This is a genomic window from Paracoccus sp. SCN 68-21 (genome assembly GCF_001724535.1).
Classification (GTDB): domain Bacteria; phylum Pseudomonadota; class Alphaproteobacteria; order Rhodobacterales; family Rhodobacteraceae; genus Paracoccus; species Paracoccus hibiscisoli.
In genome coordinates this window covers 54664-72325 of record NZ_MEES01000003.1, presented here as the reverse complement: position 1 = coordinate 72325, position 17662 = coordinate 54664, and the positions used below count along the sequence as shown (strand labels likewise).

The 17662-nt window shown below is 69.4% G+C and carries 16 protein-coding genes; 15 read left to right on the top strand and 1 reads right to left on the bottom strand.

Annotated features, from left to right (window positions below):
- Positions 1-37 precede the first annotated feature (37 nt).
- The 14 genes from dnaE (at position 38) to ftsH (ending at position 16612) form a co-directional block, all read left to right on the top strand.
- Positions 38-3523 (top strand): DNA polymerase III subunit alpha, encoded by a 3486-nt coding sequence (gene dnaE / locus ABS73_RS01700; RefSeq protein WP_277018457.1) that lies wholly within the window; start codon positions 38-40, stop codon positions 3521-3523.
- 163 nt (positions 3524-3686) lie between these two features.
- Positions 3687-4196, top strand: coding sequence for a crossover junction endodeoxyribonuclease RuvC (gene ruvC, locus ABS73_RS01695; RefSeq protein WP_277018459.1), 510 nt, complete (start codon positions 3687-3689; stop codon positions 4194-4196).
- Positions 4193-4900 carry a Holliday junction branch migration protein RuvA gene (gene ruvA, locus ABS73_RS01690; protein WP_277018460.1) on the top strand — a complete coding sequence of 236 codons (708 nt, stop codon included), beginning with the start codon at positions 4193-4195 and terminating at the stop codon, positions 4898-4900. Before ruvC ends, ruvA begins: the two co-directional genes overlap by 4 nt.
- A 15-nt stretch (positions 4901-4915) precedes the next feature.
- Positions 4916-5836 (top strand): zinc metalloprotease HtpX, encoded by a 921-nt coding sequence (htpX, locus tag ABS73_RS01685; protein ID WP_277018544.1) that lies wholly within the window; start codon positions 4916-4918, stop codon positions 5834-5836.
- Positions 5833-6864, top strand: a complete 1032-nt coding sequence (gene ruvB, locus ABS73_RS01680) for a Holliday junction branch migration DNA helicase RuvB (protein WP_277018461.1) — start codon at positions 5833-5835, stop codon at positions 6862-6864. Before htpX ends, ruvB begins: the two co-directional genes overlap by 4 nt.
- Before the next feature lie 42 nt (positions 6865-6906).
- A complete protein-coding gene (ybgC, locus tag ABS73_RS01675; protein WP_277018462.1) occupies positions 6907-7302 on the top strand; it encodes a tol-pal system-associated acyl-CoA thioesterase in 396 nt (131 codons plus the stop codon).
- A gap of 186 nt (positions 7303-7488) precedes the next feature.
- Complete coding sequence (gene tolQ / locus ABS73_RS01670; RefSeq protein ID WP_136857056.1) at positions 7489-8181, top strand: protein TolQ; 693 nt, start codon at positions 7489-7491, stop codon at positions 8179-8181.
- A 3-nt stretch (positions 8182-8184) separates the two neighbouring features.
- Entirely contained in the window at positions 8185-8634 is a 450-nt protein-coding gene (gene tolR / locus ABS73_RS01665; RefSeq protein WP_136857057.1) for a protein TolR, read from the top strand.
- Positions 8635-8636: 2 nt separating this feature from the next.
- Positions 8637-10535 (top strand): cell envelope integrity protein TolA, encoded by a 1899-nt coding sequence (gene tolA / locus ABS73_RS01660; protein ID WP_277018464.1) that lies wholly within the window; start codon positions 8637-8639, stop codon positions 10533-10535.
- Between the two features lie 69 nt (positions 10536-10604).
- Entirely contained in the window at positions 10605-11936 is a 1332-nt protein-coding gene (gene tolB, locus ABS73_RS01655) for a Tol-Pal system beta propeller repeat protein TolB (RefSeq protein WP_277018465.1), read from the top strand.
- 10 nt (positions 11937-11946) lie between these two features.
- Complete coding sequence (locus tag ABS73_RS01650) at positions 11947-12540, top strand: OmpA family protein (RefSeq protein WP_277018467.1); 594 nt, start codon at positions 11947-11949, stop codon at positions 12538-12540.
- On the top strand, positions 12540-13442 hold the full coding sequence (locus ABS73_RS01645) for a tol-pal system YbgF family protein (protein ID WP_277018469.1): 903 nt from the start codon (positions 12540-12542) through the stop codon (positions 13440-13442). The genes ABS73_RS01650 and ABS73_RS01645 overlap by 1 nt, the downstream gene beginning before the upstream one ends.
- Positions 13439-14665, top strand: a complete 1227-nt coding sequence (gene tilS, locus ABS73_RS01640; protein WP_277018470.1) for a tRNA lysidine(34) synthetase TilS — start codon at positions 13439-13441, stop codon at positions 14663-14665. The genes ABS73_RS01645 and tilS overlap by 4 nt, the downstream gene beginning before the upstream one ends.
- A 57-nt stretch (positions 14666-14722) precedes the next feature.
- A complete protein-coding gene (gene ftsH, locus ABS73_RS01635; RefSeq protein ID WP_277018471.1) occupies positions 14723-16612 on the top strand; it encodes an ATP-dependent zinc metalloprotease FtsH in 1890 nt (629 codons plus the stop codon).
- Positions 16613-16674: 62 nt separating this feature from the next.
- On the opposite strand, the gene ABS73_RS01630 is transcribed toward ftsH, so the two are convergent.
- Positions 16675-17103 (bottom strand): Ohr family peroxiredoxin, encoded by a 429-nt coding sequence (locus ABS73_RS01630; RefSeq protein WP_277018473.1) that lies wholly within the window; start codon positions 17101-17103, stop codon positions 16675-16677.
- 99 nt (positions 17104-17202) lie between these two features.
- Between ABS73_RS01630 and ABS73_RS01625 the strand changes: the two genes are divergently transcribed.
- Entirely contained in the window at positions 17203-17661 is a 459-nt protein-coding gene (locus ABS73_RS01625) for a MarR family winged helix-turn-helix transcriptional regulator (protein WP_277018474.1), read from the top strand.
- Position 17662 lies beyond the last annotated feature (1 nt).

Genomic DNA, 17662 nt, shown 5'->3' with positions numbered 1-17662 from the left:
TTGCACTGTTTGGTCAGGCTGCGATACAACCCCGATCATGGCCGCAAAATCCCCCCGATTCATCCATCTTCGCACACATTCCGAGCATTCTTTGCTGGAAGGTGCCATTCCCGTAGGCAAACTGCCCGGACTTGCCGCTGATGCGGGCATGCCGGCGGTGGCGCTGACCGATACGAACAACATGTTCGCCGCGCTGGAATTCAGCGTGAAGGCCCGCGACAAGGGCATCCAGCCCATCGTCGGCTGTCAGGTGACGTTGGCGGCGGATGCCACGGGGCCGGTGGTCCTCCTGGCGCAGAACCAGGCGGGCTGGATGAACCTTATGGCGCTGTCCACCTGCCTGTACCTGCGCGAGGGCGGCGCGCTGCCGCATGTGACCGTCGATGAGCTGTGCGGGCGGGCCGAGGGGTTGATCTGCCTGACAGGGGGCGCTGTCGGTCCGCTGGGCCTGCTGATCGCGCAAGGGCAGATGCCCAAGGCCGAGGCGCTGGCCGACCGGCTGGCCGCGGCCTTTGGCGACCGCCTGTATGTGGAACTGCAGCGCCATCCCGGCGAGAATGGCCAGCTGATGGCCGCCGAGGCCGCGTCCGAGGGCGGGCTGATCGATCTGGCCTATGCGCGGGACCTGCCGCTGGTGGCGACGAACGACGTCTATTTCCCCAAGACGACGATGTACGAGGCGCATGACGCTCTGATCTGCATCGCGGAAAAGGCCTATGTCGACCAGTCCCACCCCCGCCGCCGCCTGACGCCCCAGCATTACTTCAAATCGCCCGAGGAGATGGCCGTCCTGTTCGCCGACCTGCCCGAGGCGATCGACAATACCGTCGAAATCGCCCGCCGCTGCGCCTTTGCGGTGGCCAAGCACGCGCCGATCCTGCCCAAATTCGCCGATGACGAGGTGACCGAACTGCGCCGTCAGGCCCATGCCGGTCTGGCCGAGCGCCTGAAGGTCATCCCCCATGCGGTCACGCCCGAGGAATACACCGCCCGCCTGGATTTCGAACTGGGCATCATCGAACAGATGGGCTTTCCCGGCTATTTCCTGATCGTGGCCGATTTCATCCATTGGGCCAAGGAACAGGGCATCCCGGTCGGTCCGGGGCGCGGGTCGGGGGCCGGGTCGCTGGTCGCCTATGCGCTGACCATCACCGACCTGGACCCGCTGCGCTATAACCTGCTGTTCGAGCGCTTCCTGAACCCGGAGCGGGTCAGCATGCCGGATTTCGACATCGATTTCTGCATGGACCGCCGCGAGGAGGTGATCCGCTATGTGCAGGGCAAATATGGCGCCGACAAGGTGGGCCAGATCATCACCTTCGGCGCGCTGCTGTCCAAGGCGGCGGTGCGCGACGTGGGACGCGTGCTGCAGCTGCCCTTTGGCCAGGTGGACCGCCTGTCCAAGATGATCCCGGTCGAGGGGGTGAAACCCGTCAGCATCGCCAAGGCCCGCGCGGATGAGCCGCGCCTGCGCGAGGCCGCGCGCGAGGAGGTCGTGGCCCGCCTGCTGGATTACGCCGAGCAGTTGGAGGGGCTGTATCGCAACGCATCCACCCACGCGGCGGGGGTGGTGATCGGCGACAGGCCGCTGGACCAACTGGTACCGCTGTATCGCGACCCCGCGTCTGATATGCCCGCAACGCAGTTCAACATGAAGTGGGTCGAACAGGCCGGTCTGGTCAAATTCGACTTTCTGGGCCTCAAGACGCTGACGGTCATCCAGAACGCCGTCGATCTGATCAACGGGGCGGGGCGTCCGCTGCACATCGCCGCCGATGGGCGGCAGCTGTATGAACCGACACCGGGGACGGAAAACCAGATCAACCTGATCCCGCTGGACGACAAGCCCAGCTATGACCTGTTCGCCAGCGCCCGCACGGTCGCGGTGTTCCAGGTGGAATCGTCGGGCATGATGGATGCGCTGCGCCGCATGAAACCCACCTGCATCGAGGATATCGTGGCGCTGGTGGCGCTGTACCGTCCCGGCCCGATGGAGAACATCCCGACCTATTGCGAGGTCAAGAACGGGTTGCGCGACCTGGAATCGATCCATCCCAGCATCGACGACATCCTGGCCGAGACGCAGGGCATCATCGTCTATCAGGAACAGGTGATGCAGATTGCCCAGGTCATGGCGGGCTATTCCCTGGGCGGCGCGGACCTGCTGCGCCGCGCCATGGGCAAGAAGATCGCCGCCGAAATGGCCAAGGAACGGCCCAAGTTCGTCAAGGGGGCCGTCGCCAACGGCGTGCCCGACAAGAAGGCCGGAGAGGTCTTTGACCTGCTGGAGAAATTCGCGAACTATGGCTTCAACAAGTCGCACGCGGCCGCCTATGCGGTGGTCAGCTATCAGACCGCCTGGCTCAAGGCGAACCACCCGGTCGAATTCATGGCCGCGGTGATGAATTGCGACATCCATCTGACCGACAAGCTGGCCGTCTATAAACGCGAATGCGACCGGATGGGCATCGAGATGGTGCCGCCTTGCGTCAACCGCTCGGCCCCGACATTCACCACCGGGCCGGGGCGCATCCATTATGCACTGGGCGCGCTGAAGGGCGTGGGGATCGAGGCGATGCGGCTGATCCATGAGGCGCGCCGGTCTGAAAATGGGGGCGATCAGCCGTTCCGCGACATGCACGACCTGGCCCGCCGCGTGGACATGAAGCGCGTGGGCAAGCGCCCGCTGGAGATGCTGGCCCGCGCCGGGGCGTTCGACGGGCTGGACGACAACCGCGCCCGGGTGATGAAGTCGCTGGACGCGCTGTGTGCCTGGTCGGCGGCGGTGCAGGATCAGGCCGCCTCCAGCCAGACCTCTCTGTTCGGGGGCGGAGAGGATCTGCCGCCGCCGCGCCCGCCCATCGCGGGCATCTGGCTGCCCACCGAGAAGCTGGCCGAGGAGCACAAGGCCATCGGGTTCTATCTGTCCGGCCATCCGCTGGACGATTACCTGCCCGCGCTGCGGCGCAAGAAGGTGCAGACCCTGGCCGAGATCAGCCAGGACGCGCTGAACGGCCCGCTGGTCGCCCAGATCGCGGGCACCGTCGCCGCGCGGATGGAGCGGAAGTCGGCCAAGGGCACGGCCTATGCCTTCGTCAGCCTGTCGGACCCGACCGGCCTCTATGAGGTCACGGTCTTTTCCGACCTGCTGGCCGCCGCCCGCGACAAGCTTGAGCCGGGCCAGAACGTGGTGCTGCAGGTCAAGGTCGAACCCTCGGGCGAGCAGGTCAAGATGCTGGCCAATTCGGTGACGGCGCTGGACGATGCGATCGCCGATGCCGGCGCGGGCTGCCTGGCGGTCGAGATGCAGGGCGCCGACACGATCCCGCGCCTGGTCGAGGTGCTGACCCGCATCCGCACCGACATCATCGTGCCGCCCCGATCGCGCGGGCCGATCCGCCTGCGCCTGCGCGAGGGCGACGAGATCATCGAGATCGAGGTCGCCAACGACGCCCCCCTGACCACGCCCGCGCGCCAGGCCCTGCGCGCCGTTCCCGGCGTGCTGGACGTGATCGAGGAGTGACCGCGGCCTTCTTCTTCATGAAGGTATCCTCGGGGGGGTGCCGACTGGTGCGCCACTGGTCCGAGGTCCAGCCGGCGACGGGGCGAAGCGCCCCCGGCCTTCCCGCATCAGCTCTAGGCAGATGTTCGTGCTTCGTGCTAACAATCGGAAAAAAGAGGGCAGCATGAAGGTCTTGGGCATCGATCCCGGTTTGCGGAACATGGGCTGGGGGGTGATCCTGGTCGATGGATCGCGCATCCGCCATATCGCCAATGGCACAATCCATTCGGACGGCGCGCAGGATCTGGGGTCGCGGCTGTCGGTCCTGTTTCGCGGGCTGTGCGCGGTGATCGCCACCCACGCGCCTGACGAGGCCGCGGTCGAGCAGACGTTCGTCAACAAGGACGCGACCGGCACGCTGAAGCTGGGACAGGCGCGCGGCGTGGCCCTGCTGGCGCCGGCCGAGGCGGGAATCGCCGTCGGCGAATACGCGCCCAACGCGGTCAAGAAGACGGTCGTGGGCGTCGGCCATGCCGGCAAGGAGCAGGTGCAGCACATGGTGCGGGTCCAGCTGCCGGGCGTCCAGTTCGAGAGCCCGGATGCGGCGGATGCGCTGGCCATCGCCATCTGCCATGCGCGCCATCTGCAGGGTCGCACGCTGCGGGTCGCCACACCCAAGCGGGGCGCGGCATGATCGGGCGGATCGCCGGGGTCATCCTGCACCGGGCGCGCGATCACGTTCTGATCGACGTGCGGGGCGTGGGGTACATCATTCATGTCAGCGAGCGGACGGCGGCGGGCCTGCCCCCGGTGGGGCAGGCGGCTGCGCTGTATACCGAGCTGCTGGTCCGGGAGGATCTGCTGCAGCTGTTCGGCTTTCCGACCATGCTGGACAAGGAGTGGCACCGGCTGCTGACCTCGGTGCAGGGCGTGGGGGCCAAGGTGTCGCTGGCGATCCTGAGCACGCTGGGCCCCGAGGGGCTGGCGCGGGCCATCGCGCTGGGCGACTGGTCGTCGGTCAGGAAGGCCAATGGCGTGGGGCCGAAGCTGGCGCAGCGGATCGTGCTGGAGCTGAAGGACAAGGCGCCGTCGGTCATGGCCCTGGGGGGCGCGCTGACCATCGACGCGGGGGACGTTGCCGCGGGCGGCGGAGCGGAGGAGCCGGGCATCGAGCCCGGCCCCTCCGCGGCCCCGGCGCCGGGCGCCGCGGCCCCGCCCCCCTCGGGGGCTGCGCTGTCGGGGCAGGCCATGGCGGATGCGCTGTCGGCGCTGACCAATCTGGGCTATGGTCCCTCCGAGGCGGCGACGGCGGTGGCCGAGGCGCAGGCGCGGGAACCCGCGGCGGCCATGCCCGCGTTGATCCGCGCGGCGCTGCGTCTGCTGGCGCCCAAGGACTGAACCGGAGGTCGGATGATGGCAGGAAACGTCAAGGTCTTCATGCTGATGGCGGCGCTGACCGCGCTGGTCATGGCATTAGGCTGGATGCTGGGCGGATCGGGCGGCGCGCTGATCGCGCTGGTGATCGCGGGGGGCATGAACTTTTTCAGCTATTGGAACAGCGACAAGATGGTCCTGCGCCAGCAGGGCGCGGTCGAGCTGTCGCCGCACCAGGGGCCCGAGCTGTATGCGATGACCGCGCGTCTGGCCGAGCGGGCGCAGATGCCGATGCCCAAGCTGTATCTGTTGCCGACCGAGCAGCCGAACGCCTTTGCCACCGGGCGCAACCCGGAAAATTCGGCCGTGGCCGTCACCCAAGGGTTGCTGAACCACCTGTCGGCGGAGGAGATCGAGGGCGTGATCGCCCATGAGCTGGCCCATATCAAGCATCGCGACACGCTGACCATGACTATCACCGCCACGATGGCGGGGGCCATCGCGATGATGGGCAACATGATGCTGTTCGCGGGCAGCCGCGAGGGGCGGGGCGGCATGATCGGCGGGATCATCGCGATGATCCTGGCGCCGATGGCCGCGATGATGGTGCAGATGGCGATCTCTCGGGCGCGGGAATACGAGGCCGATGCGACCGGCGCGCAGATCTGCGGCAAGCCGCGGGCGCTGGCTTCGGCGTTGCAGCGGATCGCCGGGGCGGCGGGGCGCAGCGTCAATGTCCCGGCCGAAAAGAACCCGGCGGCGGCAGCCATGTTCATCATCAACCCGCTGCATGCGATGCGGGCCGACCGCCTGTTCACCACCCACCCGCCCACCGAGGAGCGCATCGCCCGGCTGATGGCGATGGAGGGCGGATCGCCTTCCGGTCCCCGGCAGGCTGCCGCCCCGAGCCGCATTCCGCGCGCCGGGGCGCGGTCCCGCGCGCCCTGGGGCCGGGGATGAGTGCACCTGATCCCGATCTGCGCCCCGAAAAGCTGGACAGCGATGTCGAGGACCGCGCCCTGCGGCCTCAGAACCTGTCCGAATTCGTTGGCCAGGCCGAGGCGCGCGCCAACCTGAAGGTGTTCATCGAAAGCGCCAAGATGCGCGGCAAGGCGATGGACCACACGCTGTTTTTTGGCCCCCCCGGCCTGGGCAAGACCACGCTGGCGCAGATCATGGCGCGCGAGCTGGGCGTGAATTTTCGCATGACATCCGGGCCCGTTATCGCGCGGGCGGGGGATCTGGCGGCGATCCTGACCAATCTGGAATCGCGCGACGTGCTGTTCATCGACGAGATCCACCGCATGAACCCGGCAGTCGAGGAGATCCTCTATCCCGCGATGGAGGATTTTGAGCTGGACCTGGTGATCGGCGAGGGCCCCGCCGCCCGCACCGTGCGGATCGAGCTGCAGCCCTTTACGCTGGTCGGCGCCACGACGCGTCTGGGGCTGCTGACCACGCCTTTGCGCGACCGGTTCGGGATTCCTACCCGGCTGCAGTTCTACGAGATCGCCGAACTGGACCTGATCGTGCAGCGCGGCGCGCGGCTCTTGGGCATCAGCGCCGACCCCGCGGGCACGATGGAGATCGCGCGCCGCGCCCGCGGCACGCCGCGCATCGCGGGCCGGCTGCTGCGCCGGGTCGTGGATTTCGCGCTTGTCGAGGGCAATGGCCGCCTGACGCGCGAAATCGCGGATATCGCGCTGGTCCGGCTTGGCGTGGACGATCTGGGGCTGGACGGGGCCGACCGGCGCTATCTGACGCTGATGGCCGAGCATTACGGCGGCGGCCCGGTGGGCGTCGAGACGCTGTCGGCCGCCCTATCCGAAAGCCGCGACGCCATCGAGGAGGTGATCGAGCCCTATCTGCTGCAGCAGGGGCTGATCGCGCGCACCCCGCGCGGCCGGATGCTGGCATCGCGCGCCTGGCGGCACCTGGGCATTGACGCCCCCGCCCAGCCCGGTCAGGCCAGCCTGTTCGACGCCTGAGGGGTGATTGCACAGCCGCCGCCCGCCCTTTATCGTGGCGCCATGAGCCATCACCTGACCCTGCGCGTCTATTACGAAGACACCGACCTTGCCGGCATCGTCTATTATGCCAACTATCTGAAATACATCGAACGGGGGCGGTCCGAATGGATGCGCGACACCGGCATCGATCAGATGGCCATGAAGGCCGCGTCGGGCCGGGTCTTTGCCGTGCGTCGGGTCGAGGCCGACTATCTGCGCCCCGCCCGGTTCGACGACCTTCTGACGGTGGTGACCGATCTGGCCTCGGCGACCGCCGCGCGGATCGTCGTGGACCAGCAGGTGCGACGCGGCGACGAGGTGCTGTTCACGGCGCGCGTGACGATCGTCTGCCTGGACGGGCAGGGGCGTCCGGTGCGCCTGCCGCAGGCGCTGTCGCGCGCCCTGCCTAAGGGGTGATGCGCGCCGCCCGCGTCGTGGCGGCGTGCCGCACGCGGGGGTGATTGCGGCACGGCTGCTGCACCTTGATGAAAATTGACGCCATTGTGTTGCCACGGGGGCTGAAACCCGTGGCAGTTACAGGGTAATAGGCCGCAACGCCGGACTGCCAGGGGGCAGTCGTGGCCCGTGATGATGAGGCAGAAGATGGAACCCATTCAGGCCGCCCAGGCCATCGACTTTTCGGCCGTGGCGCTGTTCTGGCGGTCGTCGCTGACCGTGCAGGTGGTGATGATCATGCTGATCGTCGCCTCGTTCTGGGCCTGGGCGATCATCGTCCAGAAGTTCCTGGTCTTTGCCCGCACCCGCGCCGAGGCCGCGAAATTCGACCGCGCCTTCTGGTCCGGAGAGCCGCTGGACGACCTCTACGACCGCTTGGGCGACCGCCCCAAGGGCCCGTCCGAGCGTATCTTTGCCGCCGGCATGACCGAATGGCGCCGCAGCCACCGCGATGACGGGCGGCTGATTCCCGGCGGCATCGCCCGCATCGACCGCGCCATGAATGTGGCCATCCAGCGCGAGGAGGGGCGCCTGTTCCGCGGCCTGTCCTTCCTGGCGACAGTGGGCTCGACCGCGCCCTTCATCGGGTTGTTCGGCACCGTCTGGGGCATCAAGACCGCCTTCGAGGGCATCGCCCTGACCCAGGACACCAGCCTGGCCGTCGTGGCGCCGGGCATCGCCGAGGCGCTGCTGGCCACCGCCCTGGGCCTGGTCGCGGCCATCCCGGCGGTCGTTTTCTACAACAAGCTGTCGGGCGACGCGGAACGCATCACCGGCGGGTGGGAGGCGTTCTCGGACGAGTTCTCGACCCTCCTGTCGCGCCAGATGGACGAGGAGTGATCCATGGCAGCCTCGGTCGTCAAACGGGTTCGCAGCAAGGGGCGTCGGCGTAACATGCCGATGTCCGAGATCAACGTCACGCCCTTCGTGGACGTGATGCTGGTGCTGCTGATTATCTTCATGGTGGCGGCCCCCCTGATGACGGCGGGCGTGCCGCTGAACCTGCCGCAGACCGCCGCCAACGCCGTCGCCACCGAGCAGGAGGAGCCGCTGACCCTGTCGATTCCCGCCGATGGCGCGATGCAGGTCATGGACCGCGCGGTCGAGGATGACCAGCTGGTCACCGTGCTGCGCGCGATGCTGGCCGAACGCCAGACGGGCCGGGTGTTCCTGCGCGCGGACGGGACAATCCCCTATGCCCGCGTGGTGCAGATCATGGGCGCGCTGAATGCGGCGGGCATCACCGACATCGTGCTGGTCACCGAGACCGGCGGCCCCCGGATGGACGGCTGATCATGGAGGACCGCGAGGGGCGCACCGGCTATTGGATCTCGGGGGTGGCGCATGGGTCGCTGATCCTGTGGGCCATCCTGGGCGGCGCGCTGTTCCGGCCCCAGCCCGCACCGATGGTGCGCACGACCCAGGTCTCGACCATCAGCGGGGCCGAGTTCGAGGCCCTGGCCGCCGCCGCGCGCGGGGCCGGCCCCGTGGGCGCCGATGCGACCGCCGTCGCGGCCCTGGCCCCCGTTGACGCGGCAGATGAGACGACCGCGCGCCCCGTGGACGCCGCGCCGCCGCAATCGGCGCAGGCCGAGGCGTTGGCCGAACCAGATGTGGCCGAGGCCGCGCCGGATCTCAGCGATTTCGCCCCCGCCGCGCCGGTGGATGTGGCAACCGACCTGCCCACCCCGAGCGATAATCAGACGGATACCGCCGAGGCGCTGCCGCAGGTGGCCCCCACGCCGCCCGCCCCGGTCGCCGAGGCGCAGCCGTCCCAACCCGCAGCGCCGGTGCCCGACGCCGCCGCCCAACCCGTCGCGCCGCGTTCGGCGCTGGCCCTGGATGCGTCACCGCGCCCGCAGGATCGCCCGGCGGGCCTGGTCGAGGCATTCGAGCGTCGCGTGGCCGAAGCCGCCGCTGCCGAGGCCGCACAGCGCGCCGCAGCGCAGGCGGCAGCCGATGCGCAGGCCCAGGCCGAACGCCAGGCCGCCGCCGCCGAGGCGGAGCGCCGCGCCACCGCTGCCGCTGAGGCCGAGCGACAGGCGGCTGCGGCTGATGCCGCCGCCCGACAGGCCGCTTCCGCTGCCGCTGCGGATGCCGAACGCCAGGCTGCTGCCGAAGCAGAGCGGACCGCGGAGGCCGAACGCGCTGCCGAGGCCGAGCGTCAGGCTGCGGCTGATGCCGAACGCCGCGCCGCCGAGGCCGAGCGCCGCGCCGCCGCCGAGCGGGACGCTGCCGAGGCGGAGCGTCAGGCCGCCGCCGATGCGGCACGGCAAGCCGAGGCGGAGGCTGCACGCCGCGCCGAGGCGGAACGCGCTGCCGAAGCAGAGCGGATCGCTGAAGCCGAACGCGCCGCCGAGGCCGAACGCCAGGCCGCCGCGGATGCCGAACGCCGCGCGACCGAGTCCGCCGAGGCCGAGCGTCGTGCCGCAGCCGAACGCGCCGCCGAGGCGGAGCGTCGCGCAGAAGCCGAACGTGCGGCCGAAGCCGAACGCCAGGCTGCCGCCGAGGCCGAGCGCCGGGCCGAGGAAGCGCGCCGCGTCGCCGCCGAGCAGGCCGCCCGCGAGGCCGCCGACCGCCAGGCGCTTGAGGATGCGCTGCGCAATGCGCAGGCCGGCGGCGGCGGTCAGGACATCGCCACGGGCAGCGACGCCCAGGGCGGGCAGACGCAAACGATCGAGGGCGGCAGCGGCGCGTCCGCCGGGCTGGACCCGCTGGCCGCCGCCCTGGCCGGGGCGATGGCGGGGACCGGCGCTGCGGCCGATCCGGCGAACGATCCCTCGGGGCCGCCCGCCGACATGATGCGCCTGACGCCCAGCCCGATGCCCGCGACCCCGCTGTCGGACCCTGCGCAGGGCCTGCCGATGGGCGATCCGCTGACCCTGTCGGAACGCGATGGGCTGCGCTTTGCCATCCAGAACTGTTGGAACGTGGGCGCATTGTCGGTCGAGGCGTCGCAGATGACCGTCTCGGTCGGGTTCACCCTGTCGCCGGGCGGCGTGCCCGACCAGAACAGCCTGCGCATCGCGGGGTATCAGGGCGGCAGCGAGGGCGCAGCCCAGCAGGCCTTCGACGTGGCGCGCCGGGCGATCCTGATGTGCGGCCAGGCGGGGTTCGACCTGCCGGCCTCGAAATACGGTCGGTGGCGCGATGTCGTCGTCGATTTCCGCCCCGACGGGGTTGCGTTCCAATGACCGGGACGTGGCCCCATCGCCGGTCGGGCCACCTTCCGCTTGTCACTGACAAAAGGTACTGATGACGTCATGTTCCGCAAATTGACCCTCGCCCCCGCCGCCGTTCTGGCCGTCGCCCTGTCGGCGGCCCTGCTGCCGTCGGGGCCGCTGATGGCGCAGGACGCGCCCCTGCGCATCGAGATCACCGACGGCGTGATCGAGCCGATGTCCATCGCCATCCCGGCCTTTCACGGCGATGCCGAGATCGCGGCCCGCGTGCGCCAGGTCGTGGCGGACGACCTGACCGGCACGGGCCTCTTCCGTGAGATCCCGGCCGAGGCGCATCCCGCCCGCGCCGCCAGCTTTGCCGAGGCCGTCAGCTATGACGACTGGCGGGCGGTGAACGCGCAGGGCCTGGTCTCGGCCGAGGTGCGCCAGATGGGCGAGAATATCAGCGTCCGGTTCCGGCTGTTCGACGTCATCTCGGGTCAGCCGCAGGGCGACGGGATGCAGTTCGACGCCCGCGCCAGCGACTGGCGCCGCGCGGCGCACAAGATCGCCGACCAGATCTATGCCCGCCTGACCGGCGAGCAGCCCTATTTCGACAGCCGCGTGGCCTTCGTGCAGGAAACCGGCCCCAAGAACGCCCGCATCAAGCGGATCGGCGTCATGGATTACGACGGCGCGAACATCCTGTGGATGACCGACAGCTCGTCCCTGGTGCTGGCGCCGAAATTCTCGCGCGATGGGCGGCGGCTCTTGTTCACCAGCTATGACAGCGGCTTTCCGCAGATCCAGATCATGGATGTGGCCACCGTCAGCGCCCGCCCCCTGACCACGGACCAGAACGCGATGGCCTTTGCGCCGACCTTCAGCCCGGACGGGCGGTGGGTTGCCTATTCGCGTGAACAGGGCGGCAATACCGACCTCTGGCTGATGGATGTGGCCACCGGCGCGCAGCGGGCGCTGACCAATTCGCCGGCCATCGACACGTCGCCCGGCTTCAGCCCGGACGGCCAGCGCATCGTGTTCGAGAGCGACCGCTCGGGCACGCCGCAGCTGTACATCATGGGTCTGGACGGCGGAGAGCCCACGCGCATCAGCTTTGGCGAGGGGCGCTATGGCACCCCCGCCTGGTCGCCCAAGGGCGATCTGATCGCTTTTACCAAGCAGATCGGCGACCGGTTCCACATCGGCACCATGCGCACCGACGGATCGTCCGAGCGCATGCTGACCGAGAGTTTCCTGGACGAGGGCCCGACCTGGGCGCCCAATGGCCGGGTGGTGATGTTCACGCGCGCCACCCCCGGCGGAAACGGATTGCCGCGGCTGCATTCGGTGGACATCACCGGGCGCAACATGCGACCGATGAATCTTGACTTTGCCGCCTCGGACCCGTCCTGGGGACCCCTGATGCCATGAGGATGACATGATGAACGCCGCGACCAAGCCTGTCCTGCTGGCCGCCCTTCTGGGGCTGGCCGCCTGTGCCCAGCCCGCACCGCCCGTGGCGCCGCCGGTGGTCGACCCCTATGCCAGCACGGGCGGGGGCGCGGTGTTCCAGGGCGATCTGGCCGGCGGCATTCTGGGGGCCGAGGCCACGGCCCAGTATTTCCGCGGCACCATCGGCGACACGGTGCTGTTCCCGGCCGAACAGACCACCCTGACCCCCGAGGCGCGGGTGATCCTGGCCCGCCAGGCAGCCTGGCTGTCGCGTCATGCGGGCTTTACCGCCGTGGTCCAGGGCCATGCCGAAGAGACCGGAACCCGCGAATACAACCTGGCCCTGGGCGCGCGCCGCGCCAGTGCGGTGCAGGAATATCTGGTGGCGCAGGGCGTGGCGCCCGGCCGCATCCGCACGCTGTCCTTTGGCAAGGAGCGTCCGGCCGCAACCTGTTCCGATGAGGGCTGCTATGCCCAGAACCGCCGTGCCGTCACCGTGGTGACCGAGGCCGCGCCCGCACCGGTCGCAGCCATCGCGGCGGCGCCTGCCGCGGTCGGGGGCGTCACCGGGGCAGGCCTGTGATGCGGCTGGCCTCTGCGCTGATCCTGGCGCTGTCGCTGGTCGCACCCGCGCAGGCCGCGCCCGATGCCGCCACGCTGGCCGACATGCGCGCCCAGGTGTCCCAGCTGCGCAGCCAGCTGCAGGGCCTGCGGGCCGAACTGGTGGCCTCGGGCGCGGCGGGGTTCCAGGCGGCGGGCGGGTCCAGCGCCATCGACCGCATGAACGCGATGGAGGCGCAGCTGATGCGCCTGACCAACCAAGCCGAACAGCTGCAGAACCGCGTCGACCGCATCGCCGATGACAGCGAGCGTCGTCTGGCCGATCTGGAGTTCCGCCTGTGCGAGGCCGAGCCGGGCTGCGATCTGTCGGCGCTGACCGTGCCGCGGCCCCCCTCGGGCGTCAGCCCGCAGCTGGCGCCTTCGGCCCCGGCGGTCAGCGGGGGCGGGCAGCCGGCCTCGACCCAGGCCGAACAGACCGATTTCGACGCCGCCCGCGCGGTGATGGCGGCGGGGGACCATGCCCGCGCGGCGCAGCTGTTCGCCGATGTGGCCGAGACCCATGCCGGTGGTCCCTTGACCGCCGAGGCGCTGTTCCTGCGCGGACAGGCGCTGGATCTGTCGGGCGACCCGCGCGCCGCCGCCGCTGCCTGGCTGGAGGGCTTCGCCGCCGACCCGGACGGCGCGCGGGCCGGTGAGAGCCTGCTGGGCATCGCCCGCGTGATCGAGGGGCAGGGCGACGCGACCGCCGCCTGTCTGTATCTGGCCGAGGTTCCGGCCCGGTTTCCGGGCAGCCCCCAGGCCGTCGAGGCCGAGGGTCACGTGACCCGGCTTGGCTGCGGCGTGACCGATCTGGGCGTGCTGGACCCGCTGCTGGACCCCAACATGGACCCCGAAGCCGCCGCCGATCTGGCCGAACACCAGTGAGCCGCGATGTCGCCGCCCTGATCCGGTCGGCCCTGGACCGTCTGGCGGGTGATCTGCCGGCCCTGGGGCTGGCGGTGTCGGGGGGCGGCGATTCGGTGGCGCTGATGCAGGTGGCCGCCGAATGGGCGCAGGGCCGCCGCGTGATGGTCGCCACCGTCGATCACGGCCTGCGCGAGGGCAGCGACGCCGAGGCCGAGGATGTCGCCCGCGCCGCCCGCGCCCTGGGCCTGCCGCACGCGATCCTGCTGTGGCGGCGCGACACGCAGGCGGGCAACCTGATGGCGCAGGCCCGCGATGCGCGGCTGCGGCTGCTGTCGGGGTGGGCGCGGCGGAACGAGCTGCCCGCCGTGGCCTTGGGCCATACAGCCGATGACCTGGCCGAAACGCTGCTGATGCGCCTGGCGCGCGGGTCGGGCGTGGATGGGCTGTCGGCGATGGCGGATTGGCGCGACGCCTTTGACATGCGCTGGTTGCGCCCGATGCTGGGCGCGGGCCGGGCCGAGCTGCGCGACTGGCTGCGCGCGCGCGATGTGGGCTGGATCGACGATCCGACCAATGACAATGCCGATTACGACCGCGTGCGCGCGCGCCAGGCGATCGCCGCCCTGGGGCTGGACGTGTCCGGCCTGGCCCGCTCTGCCGCGCATATCGCCGAGGCGCGCGATGCCCTGGCCGAATACGCGGCGCTGGTCAGCAAGGAGACCGAGTTCGACCGCGGCAGCCTGATCCTGCCGCGGCGCCCCCTGCGCGACGCCCCGCCCGAGATCCGCCGCCGCATTCTGGTGGCCGCCTGCCGGTGGGTGACGGGTGCCGACTATCCCCCGCGCCGCGCCACGCTGATCCACGCGCTGGAGGCGGTGCTGGCGCAGGGGCGGGTGACGCTGGACGGGGCGATGATCTCTCCGACCGGCAGCGGGCTGCGCGTCACGCGCGAGGCCGCGGCGGCGCTGCGCGCGCCTGCGGTGGCCGACGGGCCCTGGGACCGGCGCTGGCGGGTTGCGGGGCTGGCGCCGGGCCAGCGGCTGGCGGCGCTTGGGGTGGAGGCGCTGTCGCGCCTGCCCTGGCGCGATTCGGGGCTGCTGCGGGACGAGGCCGCGGCCAGCCCCGCGATCTGGCAGGACGGGGCGCTGATCGCCGCGCCGCTGCTGCGCGACCATCCCGGGATCGCGCTGCGACCCCTGCGGGGCGCGGCAGATTTCCGCAGGCTGGTGAAGGCGCATTGAACCTGACGCGATAATCCCTATTTTCACATCAAACCGCATTCCGCCGGAGGACCCGAATTGGGCAACGCACGCAACTTCGCCTTCTGGGTGGTTCTGTTCCTGATGATCCTGGCCCTGTTCAACCTGTTCAGCGACGGGTCGGGGTCGATGAACCGCAACCAGATCAGCTATTCCGAATTCATTCAGCGCGTGCAGAACAACCAGGTCAGCGCCGTCACCATCGACGGCGAGGACGTGGCCATCACCGGCGCGAATGGCGAACAACTCGCCACCGTGCGCCCGATGGGCGAGGATATCAGCGACCGCCTGATCCAACAGGGCGTCGATGTCCGCGTGGTCAAGCAGCAGAGCAGCGGGCTGATGTCGATGCTGGGCGTCTGGCTGCCGTTCATCCTGCTGATCGGGGTGTGGATCTTCTTCATGAACCGCATGCAGGGCGGCGGAAAGGGCGGCGCGATGGGCTTTGGCAAGTCCAAGGCCAAGCTGCTGACCGAAAAGCACGGCCGCGTGACCTTTGACGATGTCGCAGGCATCGACGAGGCCAAGGAGGAGCTGGAGGAGATCGTCGAATTCCTGCGCAACCCGCAGAAGTTCAGCCGCCTTGGTGGCAAGATCCCCAAGGGCGCGCTGCTGGTCGGCCCTCCGGGCACCGGTAAGACGCTGCTGGCGCGCGCCATCGCGGGCGAGGCGGGCGTGCCGTTCTTCACCATCTCGGGGTCGGACTTTGTCGAGATGTTCGTGGGCGTCGGCGCCAGCCGCGTGCGCGACATGTTCGAGCAGGCCAAGAAATCGGCCCCCTGCATCCTGTTCATCGACGAGATCGATGCCGTGGGCCGTGCGCGTGGCGTGGGCATCGGCGGCGGCAACGATGAGCGTGAGCAGACGCTGAACCAGCTGCTGGTCGAGATGGACGGCTTTGAGGCGAACGAAGGCATCATCATCATCGCCGCCACCAACCGCAAGGACGTGCTGGACCCCGCGCTGCTGCGCCCGGGCCGCTTTGACCGCACGATCCACGTGCCGAACCCCGACATCAAGGGGCGCGAGCGCATCCTGTCGGTCCATGCCCGCAAGGTGCCGGTCGGTCCCGATGTCGATCTGCGCCTGATCGCGCGCGGCACGCCCGGCTTTTCGGGCGCCGACCTGATGAACCTGGTGAACGAGGCTGCCCTGGGCGCCGCCCGGATCGGTCGCCGCTTTGTCAGCATGGCCGATTTCGAGAATGCCAAGGACAAGGTCATGCTGGGGGTCGAGCGTCGCAGTCTGGTCCTGACGCCCGAGCAGAAGGAAAAGACCGCGTATCATGAGGCCGGTCACGCCGTCGTGGGCCTGTCGCTGCCGAAATGCGATCCGGTCTACAAGGCCACGATCATTCCGCGCGGCGGTGCCCTGGGCATGGTCGTCAGCCTGCCCGAAATGGACCGCCTGAACATGCACAAGGACGAGGCCAAGCAGCGCATCACCATGACCATGGCCGGCAAGGCCGCCGAGATCATCAAATATGGTGAGGAGGGCGTGTCGAACGGCCCTGCGGGCGACATCCAGCAGGCCAGCGCCTTGGCCCGTGCGATGGTCATGCGGTGGGGCATGTCGGACAAGGTCGGCGCGGTGGACTATTCCGAGGCGCATGAGGGCTATAACGGCAGCACCGGCGGGTTCTCGGTCTCGGCCGCGACCAAGGAGCTGATCGAGCAGGAGGTCCGCGAGCTGATCGAGGCCGGCTATCAGGAGGCGCGTGCCATCCTGCTTGAGAAGGAGGTCGAATTCGAGCGGATGGCCAAGGGCCTGCTGGAATACGAGACCCTGACCGGCGCCGAGATCGCCCGCATCCTGCGTGGCGACTCGATCGGCGGGGATGACGACGACACCCCGGCCAGCGTGATCCCCTCGGTGACCGCGATCCCGCGGACGAAGCCCGCGCCGGGCGGCGACCCGGCCCCGGCCTGAGACGATAGAACCCCGGTCCGATGGACCGGGGTTCTTTCTTGGTTCAGGCCAGCGTCCCTATCTCAGGCCAGCGTCGGGGTGATGTCCAGCGTGCCGCCGATGGCATGCGAATAGGGGCAGACCTTGTGGCCACCGTCGATCAGGTCCTGCGCCACGTCACGCTCCAGGTCCGGCAGGCTGACCACGATCTGGACGGCAACGCCAAATCCGGTATCCTCGCGCGGGCCGATGCCGACTGTCACCTCGACCGTGGCATCGTCCGGGACGGTGATCTTGCGCGACGCGGCATAGTGGCGCATCGCCCCCATGAAGCAGGCCGCATAGCCGAGCGCGAACAGCTTTTCGGGGTTCAGCCCCTCTCCGCCGGGTCCGCCCAGCTCCTTGGGCACGTCCAGGTCGAACGCCTGGCTGGCGTCATTCAGCGCGGTGTGGCCGTTGCGCCCACCCCCCGTCGCGGTCGCGGCGGTATGATACAGGACCTTGGTGACCATCGGTATTTCCTTTCATGATAATATATGGTATACGATGTAAGTAACCATGTCGCAATTGCAACTGTTGCGATCTGCGTCATGTGCAATTACATCGTGAACATGAGCGATGACCCCGCCTCGTCCAGTCCGTCGCCTTTCGACGCGATGCTGTGTTTCGACGTCTATGCCGCTAACCTGGCATTCGGGCGGGTCTACAAGCCATTGCTGGACCCGTTGGGCCTGACCTATCCGCAGTTTCTGGTGATGCTCAGCCTGTGGATGGCCGACGGCCAGAGCGTCGGGCGCATCGGAGAGACCCTGGGCCTGGACAGCAGCACGCTGACCCCGCTGATCAAGCGGCTAGAGGGCGCGTCGCTGGTCACCCGCCTGCGCGACATCCGGGACGAGCGGCGCGTGCTGGTGTCGCTGACCCCGCAGGGCGCCGCGCTGAAATCCGAGGCCGATCGGGTGCTGACCTGCGTGACCCGCAACACCGGGCTGGAGTCCGAGACCGCACGGCAGCTGCGCGAACAGCTGCGCCAGCTGCGCCGCGCCCTGCAGCAGCCGCTGGAGGGCTAGT